Raw genomic sequence first — 18,173 nt, 5'->3', positions numbered from 1 at the left:
GATTATTGAATAGTTATATCTCCCACTTTCACCCAACCTTTGGCGGTTTGGTACTCATCGCGGGCTGAAAGTAAGATACCGATAGCGTTCTCTTTAGTAGTATCTACCAATCCCACCGCCCAAGTGTAAGTACCTGCGGCTACATCGGTGAGTTTGATGCTGCTAGTGTATGTCTTGGGTTTTCCGCTCATCCAGGTAGCAATGTCCGCTTTCTCTTCTATATAGATGCGGGCAGGCTCTTCGGTGCTCTTATCAAGCAAAGCGATAGCCAGTTTGTATTTGTCACCGTACTGCGGCAGATTGGTAGGGCAGTAACCCCAGCCCAAGTTCGACCAACGGTGAGTCAATGATACGTTGCTACCGCTACGGGCTGTAGTAGGAATAGACAGACGGTCGGGGTAGAGACGGTAACCGCCTTCGGATATAAATTCCTTTACCAGGTGGAAAGCGGTGTTAAACCAAGAGTGCGTTTCACCAGTGTTCACATTGGTATCAAAGCGAAGGTCCATCATATTGACATAACCACCCTTAGCTTCATCATATTCCCCCTGGCGCACTTCGGCAAAATTCTTATAACCGTCGCCGGCAATAGAACCACCGTGGGATGATTCCACCCAACCACCTTCCATAGTGATAGGTACAATGCCACGATAAGCGGCAGCGATGCCACGCTCCCAATCCTTATAATATTGCTTCATACCAAAAGCATCGTGACGCAGGCAGAAGCCTTTGGCTACGGCACGTTTCACCAAATCGGCGGATATACCGGTATCAACATCACCAGATTCTTTGGTAGAAAGCAGGCATCGGTGATAGTTTATCATGATAGGCACTTTGGTGAAAAGACGAGACATTACATCGGTAATCCATTCGAATACAGCTTGTCTGGGGCTCTCATCACCTGTAGAGTATTTCAGCGTGTGAGTTTCCCCCCATTTGCCCAAGCCAAAGCCGCTTACAAACTGAGTGACGTCGGGGTCATTGTATTTGGCAGCGAAAGCGGTGAGGAATGCTTCATACTCTTTCTGAAAGATGGGGTCGTCAGGATAAGGCGTCCATACGTTTACACTACCGGTTTTGGTGGTGAATCCTTCGGCACCGGCTTCTCTCACATACTCGGGACAGGCATTTTCATGCTTGTCGCGACTGTCGCACACAAAGGTGAAGGCGAGTTTCAAGTTGCGTTCTTTAGCTCCTTCCACCAACATGCGGAAGCGCTTCGCCGGTTCGGTCTGTAGAGTTTCATCCCATACATATTTACCTCTTTCAGGATTGAAATTGCTCCAAAGACCACGTACATAGAGAGTATTGCCATAGTCGGATACTTTCACGGTGCCTTCGGACGACTCGAAATTGTCGTAGAGATCCCAGAAATTCATCATCATACCACTTCCGATACCGGCGTAGATCACCCATCCGCTCATGGGATTACGCAACAGTTTGTAGCGTTCGGGCTTAATGCTGACGGTAGTGTTGCCTTCAATGTTCCAACTGTAGTCGGTTGTAAGGTCATCATCGTCTGAACAAGCAGTGCCTATAAAAGCCGTAGCAGCCAACAGGCACATCGACAAGGTCTTGATGCTGTTTTTTATTATTTTGTTCATAGAATATATGTCGTTAATTGTTATTGTTTAAAAGGTAGAATAAGAAGTGAAGTGATTGAAGCTTCACCCCTTATTCTGTTCAATTTTGGATTTATTTAATATCAAAGAGTACAGTGTTATTCTCTATATCCACTACTACATAGTTACAGCCTTCGGGGATGAGGAAGTAAGCGTAGCGGTTATGACTCTGCCCAACTACAGCACCCTCTATCTTACCGACCTCTACTTCTTTATAACCGTTACGTTTACCCCTTTCAGCATCAGCTGTAGAACCAACAAACCATCCGTTATTGGCATATCGCAGCGTACAGAAGTTTACCCAACCAGCATTCTTCTTTCCATAATCATCTGCTTTTTCAGTCCTAGGCAATACGTCACCTTTATAAACAAAGACTTTCGGATTGGCAAGGCTCTGAATAAGGTCATACTTCACTTGACAGTACTTAAGAGGCTTTCCGGTTTCTTCGTCAGTACCTGCATCGTAAGCAAAACCATTGAAGCCACCATACATGTGCAGTACATCCACCTCTTGACTCCATGGGTTTATCCCCAGTGTTGTATTATTAAACGATACGGTAAGCGGTTTCAAGTCAGTAGCCGCCGAATAGATAGCAATGGTCTTTTCCTCCTTATTCAACACAATACGTTAAGTCCCGTCAGCCGGAATAGTCCAATACTGCCTGTCTACTTTGCTGATAAGTGCTTGCCCGAACGTTGCCAACTGACCATCTTCGATGTCATGGTTATCTGCTACTTCCGGCACAATAGCCATCGCTTGTTCGCCCTCGAAAGTGAGCGGTATGTAAAGGCTACCGGCTTTCAATTCACCGCGCCAAGCATAAAGTTGATCATTTTCGAGAGTTTGAGCTATCTCAATTTGTTCTTCACCTACAGCAGTACCCGCCAAGAACATTTGCTCAGCCTCAACTACCGCACCGGCTTCTACTATCTTCACAGTCTGCTTGCTCATATTCACAGTGATACGATAAGTAGCTGCCGACGGAATCACCCACGAATTGGCTTCGGCACGGTCGGATATAACACCTGTCATTTCACCGGTGGTTATAGGAGCATCGGCAGTTTCCGGCCCAATGGCATTCAACTCATCGGCATAATCAACAGGAAAGTTAATCTTACCGGCAGCCAAAGCACCTTCGTAACTATAAATCTTGTTTATCTCGTCTTTCAACGTCAACTTGATATTGTCTTCGCCTACAGCGGAACCTCCCACATAGAGATTATCGGCTTTATACTGCTTAGGACCATACGTTTTTATCTTTAATGTAGCCGTAGCAATATCAGGCACCATCAGACGGGGACCTTCAAAATTGGCTGTTACAGTAAACAGTACTTCGCCAATGGTACTGGTGGTGAGTCCGAAATGGTCGACCAGTATCTTCTGCATCTCCTCGTTGGTGTACGAGCGAAAGAATTCTCCATCGTCGTCAAACTCCTTGATATTCGTAGCCTCACTACCGATAAGCTGCATCTCGTATTTATAAGTCGTGATATAATCCTCACCAAAATCGTGAGCGGTACTCCACTTCAGAGTGACAGCCGTTTCGTTGGGTTTGCTCTCATCGAGTTTGATATATTCACCCGAAGGAGCCAGTTCAATCTCCGACTGATTGCGTGAGGCTGTATTGTCTATATCCTCTTCGCACGAGGTGGCAAGCATGCTCATCATTCCCACAGCCACCACACCAAGGCTTCTATATAAATGCATTGTTTTCATGTTCGTAATAGTTTATAGGATTAATAACCCGGATTGTTGGGCAATAAGTTGGGACACAATTCCACATCATGTGTAGGCAGCGGCCACAAGTATTCGCGCTCGGGGAAGATGCGCTTGGCACCCTGCGAGCAATAGCCGGCATTGAAGAGAGCTGAAAAGTCAGCTAGACCATCTTCGTCGATTTGTGGGGTCATTCCCCAGAACCAGAGGTTCTTGTTCACTACATTGTTCAGTAGTTCCGTAGGATTGATTAGCATGATATAGTTGTAACCGTTCAATGCTTTTCCTGCCAATTTCCAACGCATCAAATCTTGCAAACGTTGGTTCTCCATGGCAAACTCCATACGGCGTTCTATACGCAAAGCACGACGCAACTCTGTCTGGTCGGTAGTGGTCACGGCAGGATAGCTGCCGGTTGCCGTTACATTTACGCCATAAGCGCGGGCACGTACCATATTGATAGCTTTCAATACACTGTCGTCAATCCGGTTCAGTTCTATCATGGCTTCGGCATAAATCAACAGTACATCTGCGTAACGTATGATGATGTAGTCCTGCTCTACCTTCTGGTCTACTGTCCAGGAAGCATCAATACCTTTCTTCCATAACAATCCCGTATATGAGCTATATTGATTCACAATACGGGTATCCTGGTTGCTTTGCATTTTACCTGTGGTGTAGTTCATCACAGTTTTAGCAGCGGGACTGGGATCGTACTCAAAGCCACAGTGCTCGGTGTTGAACTCAACAATAGTCATCGCACAGCGCGGGTCGCGGTTCTTAAACGGATTGCGGGGGTCGAACAACTGAGACTCGTCGATAGGTAGTCCGTCGGTACAGAGGTATGAAGCGAAGAGGTCCCATGAAGGATTATATGAACCATATCCTCCGGCATTACGGGGAAGACCGTTCTTCACAATCCAAGAGTCGAGTATCACACTGTTTTCAATAGAGCGAGGTATCACAAACACCTTCTCATCATTCAGTTTGGTGCTCTGCTTGAAAAGCTTGGCATAGTCGGGCTCCAAAGAATAAAGCTTGAGATCCATACAAGCCTTGGCAGCTTGAGCAGCTATTTCATAGTCACCCATATAGAGGGCAAAACGTGCCTTCATAGCCAGCGCCGCACCTTTGGTGGCATGTATATTCTCACCTTGTCCATAGCTTTCGGGCAAACCGGCTATCGCTTTATCAAAATCAGCATACACCAAAGGTATCACTTCTGCTTTAGGCTTGCGACCACGCTGCAAAGCTTCGGAAATGGTAATAGTCTCCTCTTGATAGGGTACATCACCATAAAAGAAAATCAATTCGGCATATTTGCAGGCACGGCAGAAGTAAGCCTCACCGGCATAGCGATCGTATACTTCCTGACTCACAGAGCCCTTTGCCTTGTGAATATTCTCAAGCATTGTGTTGGCGCGGGCAATGAGTTTGAATGATTGTTGCCACAAGGTATATACTTCGTACTGCTGACCGTTCATGGTTCCATCAAGTATGGTTCCGCCACTTCCCGGATTACGGTTCGTCTGACGATAGGTAGTGTTATCCGACCACTGTTCGGACGAACTAAGAGGTTCTTGCCAATAACCCAAAATGTAAAAGTCATTGGAAGCCAGGCGTAATTCTGTTTCGGTTGTGTACCATGATTCGGTATTACCTTGTGATCTTGGTACCAGGTCCATACTCTCACAAGCAGCAAGCCCCAGGCACATTCCGGCTAATAATAATATCTTTGTTTTCATATTCTACTCCTATTTATTTAAAAGTTAACTTGCAGACCCATTACTAAAGAAGTGGTAATCGGATAAGCTTTGTAGTTCATTTCAGGATCCCAACCATCAGGGAAATTACTCAAACAGAAAAGGTCACTACCGCTCACATAGAAACGGACACGATTTATGCCTGCCTTTTGCGTCCAAGTTTCAGGCAGGGTATAACCCAATGTGAGGTTTTTCAAACGGAAATATGAACCGTTGAACATCCAAAAGCTAGATGTGGCGTAGTTATTGCTCTTCGATACGTTCGAAAGGCGGGGATATTTGGCCGACAGATTCTCTTCAGCGGTATTGAAGGGACTCCAATATTTACCTTCGAGAATTGACGGCACGTTACCAAAGTTATCACGCAAAGGTTGTACCATGGCAGTAGAAAGGTACGAATTCTGTTTGCCGATACCTTGGAAAGCAATGCTGAAGTCAATCCCCTTGTAGGAAGCATTGAATGTACCGCCATACTGGAAACGAGGAAGTGAGTTACCCAAGGGGACACGGTCGTACTCGGGGCTGATTATTCCATCGGGTACACCATCAGGACCACTGATATCACGATATTTCAAGTCACCCACCGTTACGGTAGTACTTGTACGGGCCGAATTGTTCACTTCTTCCTGAGTCTGGTAGATACCGTCGCATACATAACCATAGTATTCATTGAAAAGCACACCGGCACGCTTAATCTTACCACCGCTGATTTGCTCGCCATCATTCATATAGTCAATTTTTGAGAGGAAGTCAGAGAAATTCACATTCACGCCATACTTGAAGTCTCCTATCCGGTCGTTCCATGCCAGTTCAATATCATAACCATGTGTAGACATCTTACCCGCATTGGTACTGGGATTGTTGTATCCCATGAAGTAAGGAATCTCGATATTCAGCAACATATCCTTAGTCTGCTTCCAATAATAGTCAAAGTGAAACTGTAGACGGTTATTGAAAAAGTTGGCATCCAAACCGATGTCGGTGCTGGTAGTGGTTTCCCAAGTAATATCTTCTACAGCCAACACAGCAGGGCGGGCTGTCTTATCAGAAACAACACTTCCATCGGCCATATAGAATAATGAATTACCAAAGCTCATCAAAGCAATGTAGGGGAAATAATTGTCACCGATACGTTCGTTACCCAACATACCCCATGAACCACGCAACTTCAGGAATGAAAGCCAGTCCCAATTGAGGTTTTTCATGAATTTTTCTTCGCTCATTACCCAACCTGCCGAGAATGAAGGGAAGGTACCCCAACGATACCCTTTGGCAAAACGTGAACTACCATCGTGACGTACATTGGCCTGAAACAGGTAACGATCGGCGTATGAATAGATAACACGGCCGAAAACTGAATTAGAAGTATATTCATTGCCTTTACCGCTATTGGTCTGGAAATCTTCCGAACCGATATTGAGGTAAGGATAACCGGTAAGTTCGTATTTATCACGAGCAGCAGTCAGTTCTTCGTCCTTCATGTAGTAGTTCTCAAAACCTGCCATCACTGTAAGATCATGCTTGCCAAAGGTTCCCATATAATTAGCAATAAGCTGGCTGGTTACGTGATAATTATCCTTACGGGTTTCCTCAAGCGAATTAGTAGTCCATGTGCTGCCGGAGTCGAAATAACCGCCAAAAGTTTCGGGGTCATCGGCGAGGGTATATCCGCATGAGTTTTTAAACGCTTTCTTCTTTTGATAATTGATAAAAGGAGATACGATACCTGAGATACTTAATCCCTTGATGGGCTTGAAAGTCAGCGAACCTTTACCTGCCACCTGGGTACTGTGAGCCACTGAGTTACCACCGGCTACAAGCAGTCCATAGGGATTTGCGCCACTCTTACCTGAAGCCAGACGACCATCGTCCCAAGTAGCGGGATAGATAGCAGGCATCTTACGCATGGTATCGAAAGGATCATAATTTTTAGTACTACTCTTGGCATGACGGATATTCACGTCTATTTGGGCACTGAGTTTGTCGTTGATATTAAAGTCGTTGTTCGAACGAAACATATAACGCTGGAATCCACGACCATCGTAAAGACCGTCCACCTCGTCATACGAAAGGGTAGCTACCGACTTTACCGCTTTGTTACCGCCCGATACGGAAAGAGTGTGAGTCATACGGGGAGCACTCGACTTCAAAATCAAGTCAGTCCAGTCAGTAATGGGGTAGTTGTTGGGATCGGTAGCATTATACTTTACCCAATTCTTTGTTTGGTCGGCGGTGTATTCCTGAAAAAAACCGCCGGTAGGATTATCGTTGTACTTCAACTCGTTACTCATCTCCAAGTAGCGGGTGACTCCTACCATGCTGGGTTGTTTGGTAGGGATTTCCCAACCAAATTCGGCATTGTACTTCAAGTTGATTTTACCGCTATCGTTACCGCGCTTGGTAGTAACCAAGATAACACCGGCAGCAGCTTTCGAACCGTAAATACTGGCAGCCGCAGCATCTTTCAGTACCGAGATACTCTCAACGTCATTAGAGTTCACATAATCGAGCGAGCTTTGTACACCATCTACAATTATCAACGGACTCGATTCACCCATAGTAGTAATACCACGCACGCGGATAGATGCGGCACCTGAACCGGGAGCCGAGTTTTCACGCGTCACCATCACTCCCGAAAGTGATCCTTGCAAAGCATTGGAAAGCATGGCTGTGCGTTTATTCACCAGTTCTTCTCCTTTCACGGCTGCCACCGCACCGGTAAGGTCTTTCTTCTTCACCGTACCGTAACCGATAACCACTACTTCATTAAGTGCTTTACTGGCTTCTTCCATAACAACAGCATACATGTTCTTGCTGTCTATCCGCACGGTTTTGTCATTATAACCAACATAACTGATGAGCAGTTCGCTACCCTCAGGAACATCTAACTGAAACTTACCGTCAAGGTCGGTAATGGTAGCTGCTTCACTACCCTTCACGCGAATTGTAGCACCAATCATCGGAAGCTCGGTAGCATCAACTACCTGTCCCGAGATACGCTTCGCTTTTTTCACCTGAGTGGTAACCTTTTTAGAAGGATTGACAGTGATAGTTACCTGGCGGTTCTGAATGTGATATTTCAAATCAGCAAGCCGGCATACTTCCGCCAAAATAGCATCAATCGACTTTCCTTGCAGTTCGATGTTTACTTTGTTGTTGAGACGATCTTTCACAGGTTGGTCATAAACAAAAACATATTGGCTATGTTTCTCAATGTAGTCGAACACTTGTTTCACTGTCGAATCTTCGGCTTTAAGGATATACATCCCATTTACCTTTTCGAACGAAACAGTCGACGCGCTGGAATAAGCGGGTACAGACAGTAGCCCAGCCAGGCAGAAAGCTTTTGCTAAGCTCACCACCGTAGTTGTGATTGTTTTCCGATTCATAATATAAGATTAATAATTAATATTTATTGCATAACGATTTATGAGTAATCTGCCAGTTACTTATTGATTTTAAGTTTGCCGACTTTGCACCATCCCTCAAATAGAAGATTCTTGTCGACCGCCATCTTCAAACCCGGCTGGCATGCTTTGGTTGTATCAACCAGACCGATAAGCCAAGTGTAACTTCCCTTTTGAAGTCCATCCAAATTGACTGTTGTGGTATAATGACCATCGTGACCTTGCACCCAAGTTGAGAGGTCGGCCTCATCTACAAGCTGTTTTTTTACAATGTTATGATGAGTATCCATCAAAGCGATACATACTTTATATTTTCCTTTCCACTGGGGAATGTTGGTAGGACAGTATCCCCAACCCAGATTGCGCCAATTGTGCTGCACGCTCACCTGCTCGTCTGAACGGGCTTTATTTACGAAACTGACCTTAGTAGGATAGAGCCGATATCCTCCCTCACGTTCGAAACGCTTCACCAAATCGAAAGAGGTATTAAACCATGAAGCTACTTCATCACCTATGCGAAGATCCATCATATTGACGTGGGCGTTGCGACTTTCCTCATACTCGCCCAAGCGTACATCTTCCGAATGCCCTTGACGATACTTGCCGCTGGGGTCAATCCAATAACGGTGATGTGCTCCGGTAATCCATCCTCCCTCCATAATGATGGGCAAGCGAAAGCGGTAAGCGCGGGCAAAATCTTTTTCCCACTGCTCGTAGTAACCGGTCATCCCAAAAGCGTCGTGACGGATGGTGTATCCTTTGGCAATGGCTCTTTCGAGCAGTCTCTTACTATCAGGGTGTGGTTCCGCCCAACTGATGGTATCTCCTACCAAACGATGGTAGTTTATCACTAATGGTACATGCTTGAAGGCTTTTGCATAAGCATCGGTGATCCATTCGAATACTTCTTCTTTTTTTGAGTAGTCATTATATTTCACACCGTGTGCTTCCCCCCACTTGCCAAGTCCATAGGCATCAATAAAATCCACTTTATCGGGGTCGTCAAAAGCAACGGCAAAGGCTTGAAGGAATTTTTCGTATTTCTGTTGGAATACGGCATCATCGGGATAAGGCGACCATATTTGGGAATTATTAGGATCTTGAAAACCTTTCGCACCGGCTTCCTTTACATAAAGAGGTGTGTTCTGTCCCTGGTCGCGGCTGTCTACATTGATACGGAAAGCCAAACGCATTCCACGTTCGCGCACCGAAGCAAGCAATTTATAGATACGTGAGTCCGGATCGTTCCATACATACTTTCCCTCTTTACTCTCAAGCATATTCCAATTGATGCGAATATAACATGTACCGGCGTAATCGCTCACACGAACAGTGGAATCCCCACCATTTACGGGCATAGCATCATAGCGTTGGGTCTGCCAAAAGTTTTCATCCCATGCACGTCCCAGGTACATTACCCAACCCGTAAGGGGATTTTTGAGTACAGAAGTAGTATCAGGCTCAAAACATACTGTTTGTTCAGGCGCTTTTAGTCCTTTAATTGTAGATACTTGTGTATGTGCCGAAGACCATCCACTGAGTATCAGAGCTGCTATAAAAAGCATAAATGTGCGTAACAAAGTGTATCTTTTCATATTTTCCAATGGTATTAAAAAGCATAGCTTCTCTTTACGAAAAGGCGTATAAGCCTCCTCTACCTTGCTATGAAGGCATTATAAATTGGTTGATAATAAGTTCTTATGTAATTATTTCATTCAGTAGCAACTGACTACAAAAGCTGTTACTTCTTCACTAAGTAGATTGTATCACCACGAATTTCCATACAAGTCCGCGTCATGGTTTCAATGGCTTGCAAGGCTTCACTGACATGATCACCCAGCATCAATTTGCCATAAATTCTATCTGCCGACATCCCATCGTCAAACAAAATAGTCACTCCATAATAATGACTGAGCCGTTGAGCTACAGACTCCACACTTTCACCATCAAGGTTAATCATACCCTGCATCCAACAAGTGTATTCATCCGTATTCACTGTCCGTTTCTCGGCAAAACTTCCCTCCTGCAAATTCACCAATTCATTCGGTTTCATACGAACCCGGTCATTGTTTGTCGTTTTCAGTTCTACCGCTCCTTGAACCAATACCACTTGCGAATCCGAAGTATCGTAATTGTTCACATTAAATCTTGTCCCAAGTACCTTCACTCTAAAATTATCGGAATGGACAAGAAACGGATGCTCTGTATCATGTGCCACATCGAAGTAAGCCTCACCTTTCACATATACTTCACGGCAATCGCCATCAAAACGTTTGGGGTAGCGGACAATTGTACGCGAGTTGGCTACGATCTTTGTGCCATCGGCTAACAGCAGCGTCATCTTCTCTCCAACAGGCACTTCCACCTCTTCATCATATGCGTCAGCCATCAATTCCGTAACTTCCATGTGGGACAAACCGTCCATCGCATCCTCTGTAATTATATATTTTATACCTATTAAAAAAAACAACGTAGCAGCTACTGAACCAATATACATTAAAACGCGTCGCTGCCTGGATTTACGTTCATGTTGATGCATTTTCAAAAAAGCTTTTTTCTTAATGCCGGAGATATCTATCTCGGCCGGGGTACCGTGTTCTATAAACGACTTCAACTTGATGTCGCCCTGTAAATCCCCATATGTATAATCATTAATATCTTTATCCATCTTCAATTCTTTTTATCCTTTCAATATCTTTTTCCTTTTTATAATCTTCTCATGAGAAGTTCCCTTCTATTTATAAAGACGCAAAGGTTAGATTTATCTATAGGTTGAAATTCTATTTTTTTCTTTTAATGCTTTCTTTTTCTAAATCACCCGTCCACAAGTCTCTTTCTCAAAGCATTCATTGCATATCCTATATGGTAATTCACCGTAGGAAGCGAGATTTGCAACATACGCGCAATTTCCGCATAAGGCATTTGTTCCAGTTTAGCCAAAAAGAATACATGCTTGCACTTGGGCGGCAAACTATTGATCGCTTCATTCAAACATTGGAGTTCTTCGCGCGAAAGCATATCATCCATTGGAGTTTGCATATCAGGAAAAGAGAAATCTTGAAGTTCTTCAAAAGATATCTCTTGATTACCCTTTGCCTCCTTGCGCAAATAAGAGATTGATTTACGATATACAATCGTATTCAACCAACTCAACATGCTGGCTATTTCCAAAAGCGTCTTACGTAGTTTCCACACTTCAAAGAAAACATCGCCTACCACTTCTTCAGCCATTTCCTTATTACTAAGGATACCAAAGGCGTGATAGTATAACCTCTTTGAATATCGGTTCATGAAACTATTAAAAGCTAGCTCATCCCCTTTGGAAATCAACAAAAGTTCTCTTTCCAAGTCTTCCATTTAATTAGATTACTATTTTATATATTTACAGGCGCAGAATTCTTATATGTTATATAGGTGGAGCTATATAATATTAACGTTCTTTATCAATAATAGAAGGAGCCATATCATTGCTTTGAAACGAAGTTTGATATAGCCCTTCTATACTTAACAGTTACAATCGGAACTGTATAAAGCAGGTATTCTATTTTTGACATCCCTCTCTATAAGGGAACAGATTATCTCGCCATTTTGTAGATTTCATTGCCCGCCATCAAGAAAGCACCGACTCCATAAACTTCCGTCATATCACGAGTCACTTTCTTCGGGTCGGCACCGATTTGCTGCACATAACCCAGTTTTCCATTCGGTTCTACAGCCGAGACTAATGCATTCCAACCTTTTACCATCACAGGAAGATAGGTTGCTTTATCCAATAAGCCTTCGTTTATTCCATAAGCAATAGAATAGACAATGAAAGTAGTGCAACTCGTTTCCGGTGACGGATAAGAGGCAGGGTCCAAGAGACTGGCATGCCAGAAACCGTCCGGATGCTGCAATCCGGCAACACGTGTAGCCAGTTTTACAAACAATTCTTCATAGAATTGACGGTTCTTGTCTTTCTTGGGCAGTTCCTTTAATATTTCAACCAGACCGCCAAGTACCCAACCGTTGCCACGTCCCCAGAAGACTTTCTTGCCATTGGCTTCGCGCTTATCGAAATAACGCCAGTCACGGTAGAACAGGTTTTCTTCTTTATCGAACAGGTAATCATAAGTCGCTCTATATTCACGATTCATAAATTTGATATACCTTTTCTCTCCGGTCAGCATATATAGTTTGGCATATACAGGGGGAGCCATAAAGAGAGCGTCACACCAAGTCCAACGTTCTAAAGTCTTTAAGTCTCCCTCCACCAGCTTGAAACTGCCTTCGGACGGATGATTGACAATCCATTCCACACGGGCGAGCGTAGGGATAATCATTGCTTCGTCTTTGTACTTGCGGTATAAATCCAGAAAGGACTGCGATACGGCAATATCATCGGCATGGTAAAACCGTTTGTCCGGCTGCCAGCAATTCCGCTGGCCTATACGGGTGAGCCACTTATAATATGTATCATCGCCGTCTTCTTTTTCGGCTAGTTCCGCCCAATCCACCATGCCGACATAAAGAGCGCCTTGCGGCCAATTCAAATCGTCATGTTCAGGGGCAGGATGGGGATGGGCAATCTGCCAATCCGCAACCTTTCGCATGATAGACTTGATTTCTGCTTTTTGAAAAGGAATCTCTGTCGCCATTACAACATTCTTATTGTCTTTTGCCGAAAGAGTATATACTATCCCAAACAGGCATAAACTGAAAATTAACGCTCTTTTTCTCATTACGTTTTCGTTGGTTAGTTATTACTTTATTAATCACTTTACAGTGACTTGCAGCAATTTCACCCAACCAGAATCTGTCAGATTCTTTGTTACAGCCATTTGCAAACCAATCTCATTATCCTTGGTTGTATCAACAAGTCCTACAGCCCAGTTGTAAACTCCAACAGAAACCCCTTTCATTGTTAAATCAAAGTTATATGTAGTCGGTTTTCCTTTTAGCCATGTAGACAAGTCTGTTTGCTCATCAACAAATACTTTTACCACTTTATCATTATTGTCCAACAATGCAAACGCAACTTTATATTTTTGATTCCACTGCGGTATATTCGTAGGGCAATATCCCCATCCCATATTATTCCAACGATGAACAATTGACACTTTCTGCCCACTTGTCGCATCTTTCGGCAAAGAAATCATATCGGGATATAAACGATATCCACCTTCGGTAACAAAACGCTGTACCAAAGAAAAGCATTTGGTAAACCATGAATTCGTTTCATCTCCCACACGAAAATCCATCATATTTACATGTGCTTCAGCAGAAGCGTCAAATTCCCCCTGACGAACATCTTCCGGATGACCTTCTCTATATTTTCCACTCGGGTCAATCCAATAACGGTGCGTTCCTCCAGTAATCCAACCACCTTCCATCATTATAGGACGTTTATAATTCCATCTTTCAGCATACTGCTTTTCCCAATCCTGATAATAACCCGTCATACCAAAAGCATCATGACGTAGACTATACCCCTTATTTATTGCACTACTTAAAAGCTTTTCTGTGTCCGAAGCTACCGCTCCCCAGCCTGAAGTATTATTGGCACCTACTAATCTATGATAATTGATGACCAAAGGAACTTTCTTAAAACAACGCGAATACAAGCTTGTAATCCATTCAAAAACTTTTTCCTTATTCGCATAATCTTTATAAACCATAGTATGCGCTTCCCCCCATTTACCTAATCCATAGGCATCAATAAAATCCACTTTATCCGGATCATCAAATTCTTTGGCAAATGCTTCAATAAAAGCAGCATATTTTTGCTGAAATATCTCGTCATCAGGATAAGGCGATTTACGACTTTCACCATTATTTCCATTAGGGTCCGGATAGGATGCAGCACCCGCATCAAATACATACTGTGGGGTATTCAAACCTTGATCACGCCCATCTACAACTATACGAAAAGATAATCTCATATTTCTATCCAGTGCACTTTTGAACAATCTCGTCAATCGGGCATTCGGATCATTCCAAACATACACACCTTCACTCGGATTTAAGGAACTCCAACTGGTACGAATATAACAAGTACTTGCATAATCAGAAACCTTAACTGAGGTAGCCAATTCCGGCACTTTCATGTTATCATATCCCACAGTGGTCCAAAAATTCTCATCCCAACCACGGCCCATATACATAACCCATCCATTTAACGGATTACGCAAAACTGTCTTTTTATCTCCAACGACCTTGACTGTTACATTCCCGGCAGGAAGTCCTTTATCTCCCTCATCAATTACTTCATCATCGCCACCTGAACATGCAAATAAAGTCCCCGAACAAAAAAGTAAACAAGCCAAGCTCCATAGTCTTACAACCGATAGCATCTTCTCTATTTTCATATATTCCAATCTTATTTAATTAAAAACTATTGCCGTATCTATCAAGAGATTCCTTTTGTATCTGAATCGCTATTCCGATACGGCAATAATCAATATGTCATCAATCACAAATACTTACTATTTTTTATCAAAACGCACTTCCATAGTTCGTAAATTAACGACTATAAAATTGATACCTGCAGTCGTTAAGTTATAATAAGCATTACGCTGAGCTCCATCACCTCCCATCAACTGCATATTAGAACCAATAGTTATTGGTAACGTTTGTGCAGTTCCGCTACTTGTCAACGGACAGCTATATGCATAAGCCTTAGTAGTATTAGCATCACCTGCCGCATATACCACAAACTTGATTGTACCGGACTTCAATGCTGCCCCTTTATACACGAATATCAACGGATCTGCCTGGCTAGGTGTAAGAATTGTAGTACAAGTATTGCTCCAACCATTCATACCTCCATAAGCATATAACTTCGTAACAGTAGTTTGAACAACCTGATCTTTATATTCTCCAGCATTACCAGTCCATTCTACAATTACAGGTTCTAACGGTTTATCAGGAGAATTAATCGTCACGGTCTTTTTCTCCATATTAACTACAATACGATATTCACCATCTTTCGGAATATTCCATGTAATAGGTTCTGCTCTCATCACAACATTTTCTAGTTCACCATCTTGCAAAGTACCTTCTCCATCTGCCGGACAGATATAATTAGTTTCCCCTTCAAATTCTACAGGAATCTCCAATTCTCCTTGCCTCAAATCACCCAAGAAAGCATATTGATATTCATTCTCTATAGTCTTACTCATCGTTATTCTTCCTCCGGTCATTGCTGTTCCATCAAGGTAAACTCTATCTGCATCGAAAACAATCGGTTTATATGGTCGAACATTTACTGATACCGTACGAACTTCCGGTTTTACCCAACGAGTTCCACCGTCCCATTTAGCTATGACACGAAATTGAATCGTTGCAGATTTATTACTAGACTGCCCCCATTTCTCTGTCAACAAATTCTGTAATTCTGCTGTTGTGTAGCTTTTACTAAACACACCTTCTTCTTCGTCATTACGCACACAAGAATTAAAATTACTTCCTTCAATATCTATTTTTGTCACATAAGAAATCATATATTCTTCTGGCATTTCTCGAGCTGGAGTCCAGTCAAAAGTCAATACTACATCATCCAACCTGTCTCCATCCAATTCTATATCCGTAGTCGAAGCGGTCAGTTCCAGACATTCTACAACATCCAATTGATTATTATTCTTGTCATCATCATTACATGCGCTCAGGCATATTACAGCTGCTATCGGCAACCACTTATATAATGCTCCTATTTTACTCATACTTATTGTTTTTAAGGTAAAACATTATTTCCACCATCCCGGCAATTGTCTCAAGTTTATATTCACATCCATCTCATCTTGAGGTATAGGCCACCAATAACTGATGAACTTTCTTGTTTGGTAAACAGTACGCTTATAATAAGAATCCCTATCCTCCTTCTTTGCCAGCATGTTCATTCCCCAGAATTTTCCGTTCAATGCAGTTTCAGCTTCCTTCCAACGGCGTAAATCATCAAAACGTAATCCTGCTTCACAATTCATTTCCACTCGTCTCTCTCTACGAATTAACTGACGCATCTCCTTCGGATCAGTCGGTGCTGTTATCTTTCCAGCTTCCGTACCTTCACTATACTGAGGAATACCTGCTCTCTCACGAATTTTATTGATATATTTCAATATTTCCTTCTTATTAGAATCATATGTCCCCATATCAATACTATATTCATTCAAAGACTCAGCATAACTCAGATAAGCTTCTGCCAAACGATACAAACATCCTTGACGATTCTTATAATTACCACTACTTTCGGTGGGAATTGCAGAAGGATCGACACGCTTACGAATTAAATAACCAGCACATGGTGAATCGTGAGATGGACCTCCATCCTCACCACCATTAAAGAAGTTTGTAGCTTTCTTTTTACCCCAATGATATTCTTCATTGTATAAGACAGATATATAGAAACGAGGTTCACGTCCACAATACATTTTATATGTATTAGCAGGTACAATCACATTCTGATCCTTTGCTGCATCTCCTTTCGCTGTCCCATACATCCATCTTGTATTAAAAGATTCATCTGTCGTTGAGTATCCATCTTCACTATAGCCTGAAGCTTCGTTTTTAATAGGGGTTCCACCATCATTCGTATATCCAGTGATAGGAATCAATCCATTCCTCATAAAGAAAGCATCAACCAATGACTGAGTAACCCCAATAGCACCAGCTCCACCCATACTACGCGGATTTGCCTGACGATCGAAATAACCTGCATCATCATAAGATCTAGGATATATTATCTCCAAATTACCTTGATTACGACGAAGCATCAATGCATTCTGATAAGAAAGGAACGGGTCGATATCTTCACCATTGCTCAAATATTCAATATGTAACTTATGACCCGATTTTTCGGCTTCATCAATCACCAACTTATTAGCTTCAACAGCTTGTCTCCAACGATTTGAATCATGTTCAGGATTAAAAATTGGCGTACCATCACAATTCTTCATATTTACCATGTCAGTATCCTGATTACCATTCACCAAATCACTGGCAGCAAAAGTAAGCAGGCGAGCACGTATGGCCAAGCAAGTAAGAGAAGTTATACGACCGTATTTATTGTCATCATCATAGAACGGAGGTAATTCTTTTGAAGCCTCAAGCATTTCATTTGCAGCCCAATCTACTACTGTATAGAAAGGCTCTTGTTTTAACAACAAACTTTCTCCTGTAGTTTCTTCAGCAGCTTCACGAATAATAGGAATAGCTCCATAAGTCATGACCATCATCGCATGAAATTGTGCAATAAGGAAACGACATTCGGCTTTCATATAATTAACCTCTTTTTCAGAAACATCCGCAATTGCATGGGCATATTTTATAAAAGTATATGCCGATCGAATAGCCCTTGGGAAAGTTGTCCAATAGCTAATCACTCCTCCGCTATTCGCTGTCCAGTTTCCATTTTGGTAGAAGATGGCTTTAAATCCCTGAGACTCCCATCCTACGGAAGGCGCTAATTCATCAGAAACAGCATCAGCACCATCATATGTATAAAATTTAGGAACTAAGCTATAAATATATGCCAACCAACGTTCCATATTGTTCTTATTCTCAAATACAGATTCCAATGTCAATTGATCATCCGGCTCTTTATCCAAATAGTCAGAACAAGAAGACATGGGAAACAAAGCTGTTATGCCTAATGCAATAAATATTATTATTTTATTTTTCATACTAT

At 42.7% G+C, this 18,173-nt stretch carries 10 protein-coding genes and 1 pseudogene; all 11 read right to left on the bottom strand.

Annotated elements, in window-relative coordinates:
- Positions 1-2 precede the first annotated feature (2 nt).
- Entirely contained in the window at positions 3-1,604 is a 1,602-nt protein-coding gene (locus CLIN57ABFB40_RS17520; RefSeq protein WP_175631295.1) for a DUF4832 domain-containing protein, read from the bottom strand.
- A 91-nt stretch (positions 1,605-1,695) separates the two neighbouring features.
- Positions 1,696-3,339, bottom strand: a pseudogene (locus tag CLIN57ABFB40_RS17515) (SusE domain-containing protein).
- Positions 3,340-3,359: 20 nt separating this feature from the next.
- Positions 3,360-5,084, bottom strand: coding sequence for a RagB/SusD family nutrient uptake outer membrane protein (locus tag CLIN57ABFB40_RS17510; protein ID WP_175631294.1), 1,725 nt, complete (start codon positions 5,082-5,084; stop codon positions 3,360-3,362).
- Positions 5,085-5,101: 17 nt separating this feature from the next.
- Positions 5,102-8,491: a SusC/RagA family TonB-linked outer membrane protein gene (locus CLIN57ABFB40_RS17505; protein ID WP_175631293.1), complete on the bottom strand. Its 3,390-nt coding sequence runs from the start codon at positions 8,489-8,491 to the stop codon at positions 5,102-5,104.
- A 56-nt stretch (positions 8,492-8,547) separates the two neighbouring features.
- Positions 8,548-10,104 carry a DUF4832 domain-containing protein gene (locus CLIN57ABFB40_RS17500; RefSeq protein WP_175631292.1) on the bottom strand — a complete coding sequence of 519 codons (1,557 nt, stop codon included), beginning with the start codon at positions 10,102-10,104 and terminating at the stop codon, positions 8,548-8,550.
- A 146-nt stretch (positions 10,105-10,250) separates the two neighbouring features.
- Positions 10,251-11,177 (bottom strand): FecR family protein, encoded by a 927-nt coding sequence (locus CLIN57ABFB40_RS17495; protein ID WP_175631291.1) that lies wholly within the window; start codon positions 11,175-11,177, stop codon positions 10,251-10,253.
- A gap of 146 nt (positions 11,178-11,323) precedes the next feature.
- The gene (locus CLIN57ABFB40_RS17490) at positions 11,324-11,866 is read right to left on the bottom strand and encodes an RNA polymerase sigma factor (protein ID WP_175631290.1); all 543 of its coding nucleotides are present in this window, start codon (positions 11,864-11,866) and stop codon (positions 11,324-11,326) included.
- 218 nt (positions 11,867-12,084) lie between these two features.
- Positions 12,085-13,146 (bottom strand): glycoside hydrolase family 105 protein, encoded by a 1,062-nt coding sequence (locus CLIN57ABFB40_RS17485; protein WP_175631560.1) that lies wholly within the window; start codon positions 13,144-13,146, stop codon positions 12,085-12,087.
- Between the two features lie 117 nt (positions 13,147-13,263).
- Complete coding sequence (locus CLIN57ABFB40_RS17480; protein WP_254871808.1) at positions 13,264-14,856, bottom strand: DUF4832 domain-containing protein; 1,593 nt, start codon at positions 14,854-14,856, stop codon at positions 13,264-13,266.
- A 117-nt stretch (positions 14,857-14,973) separates the two neighbouring features.
- A complete protein-coding gene (locus CLIN57ABFB40_RS17475) occupies positions 14,974-16,209 on the bottom strand; it encodes a SusE domain-containing protein (RefSeq protein WP_175631289.1) in 1,236 nt (411 codons plus the stop codon).
- A 24-nt stretch (positions 16,210-16,233) separates the two neighbouring features.
- Positions 16,234-18,168, bottom strand: a complete 1,935-nt coding sequence (locus CLIN57ABFB40_RS17470; RefSeq protein WP_175631288.1) for a RagB/SusD family nutrient uptake outer membrane protein — start codon at positions 18,166-18,168, stop codon at positions 16,234-16,236.
- Between the last annotated feature and the right edge of the window lie 5 nt (positions 18,169-18,173).

The organism is Bacteroides acidifaciens (assembly GCF_903181435.1).
Classification (GTDB): domain Bacteria; phylum Bacteroidota; class Bacteroidia; order Bacteroidales; family Bacteroidaceae; genus Bacteroides.
Note: the sequence above shows the minus strand (reverse complement) of the source record. Positions and strands in the feature narration are given on the sequence as shown.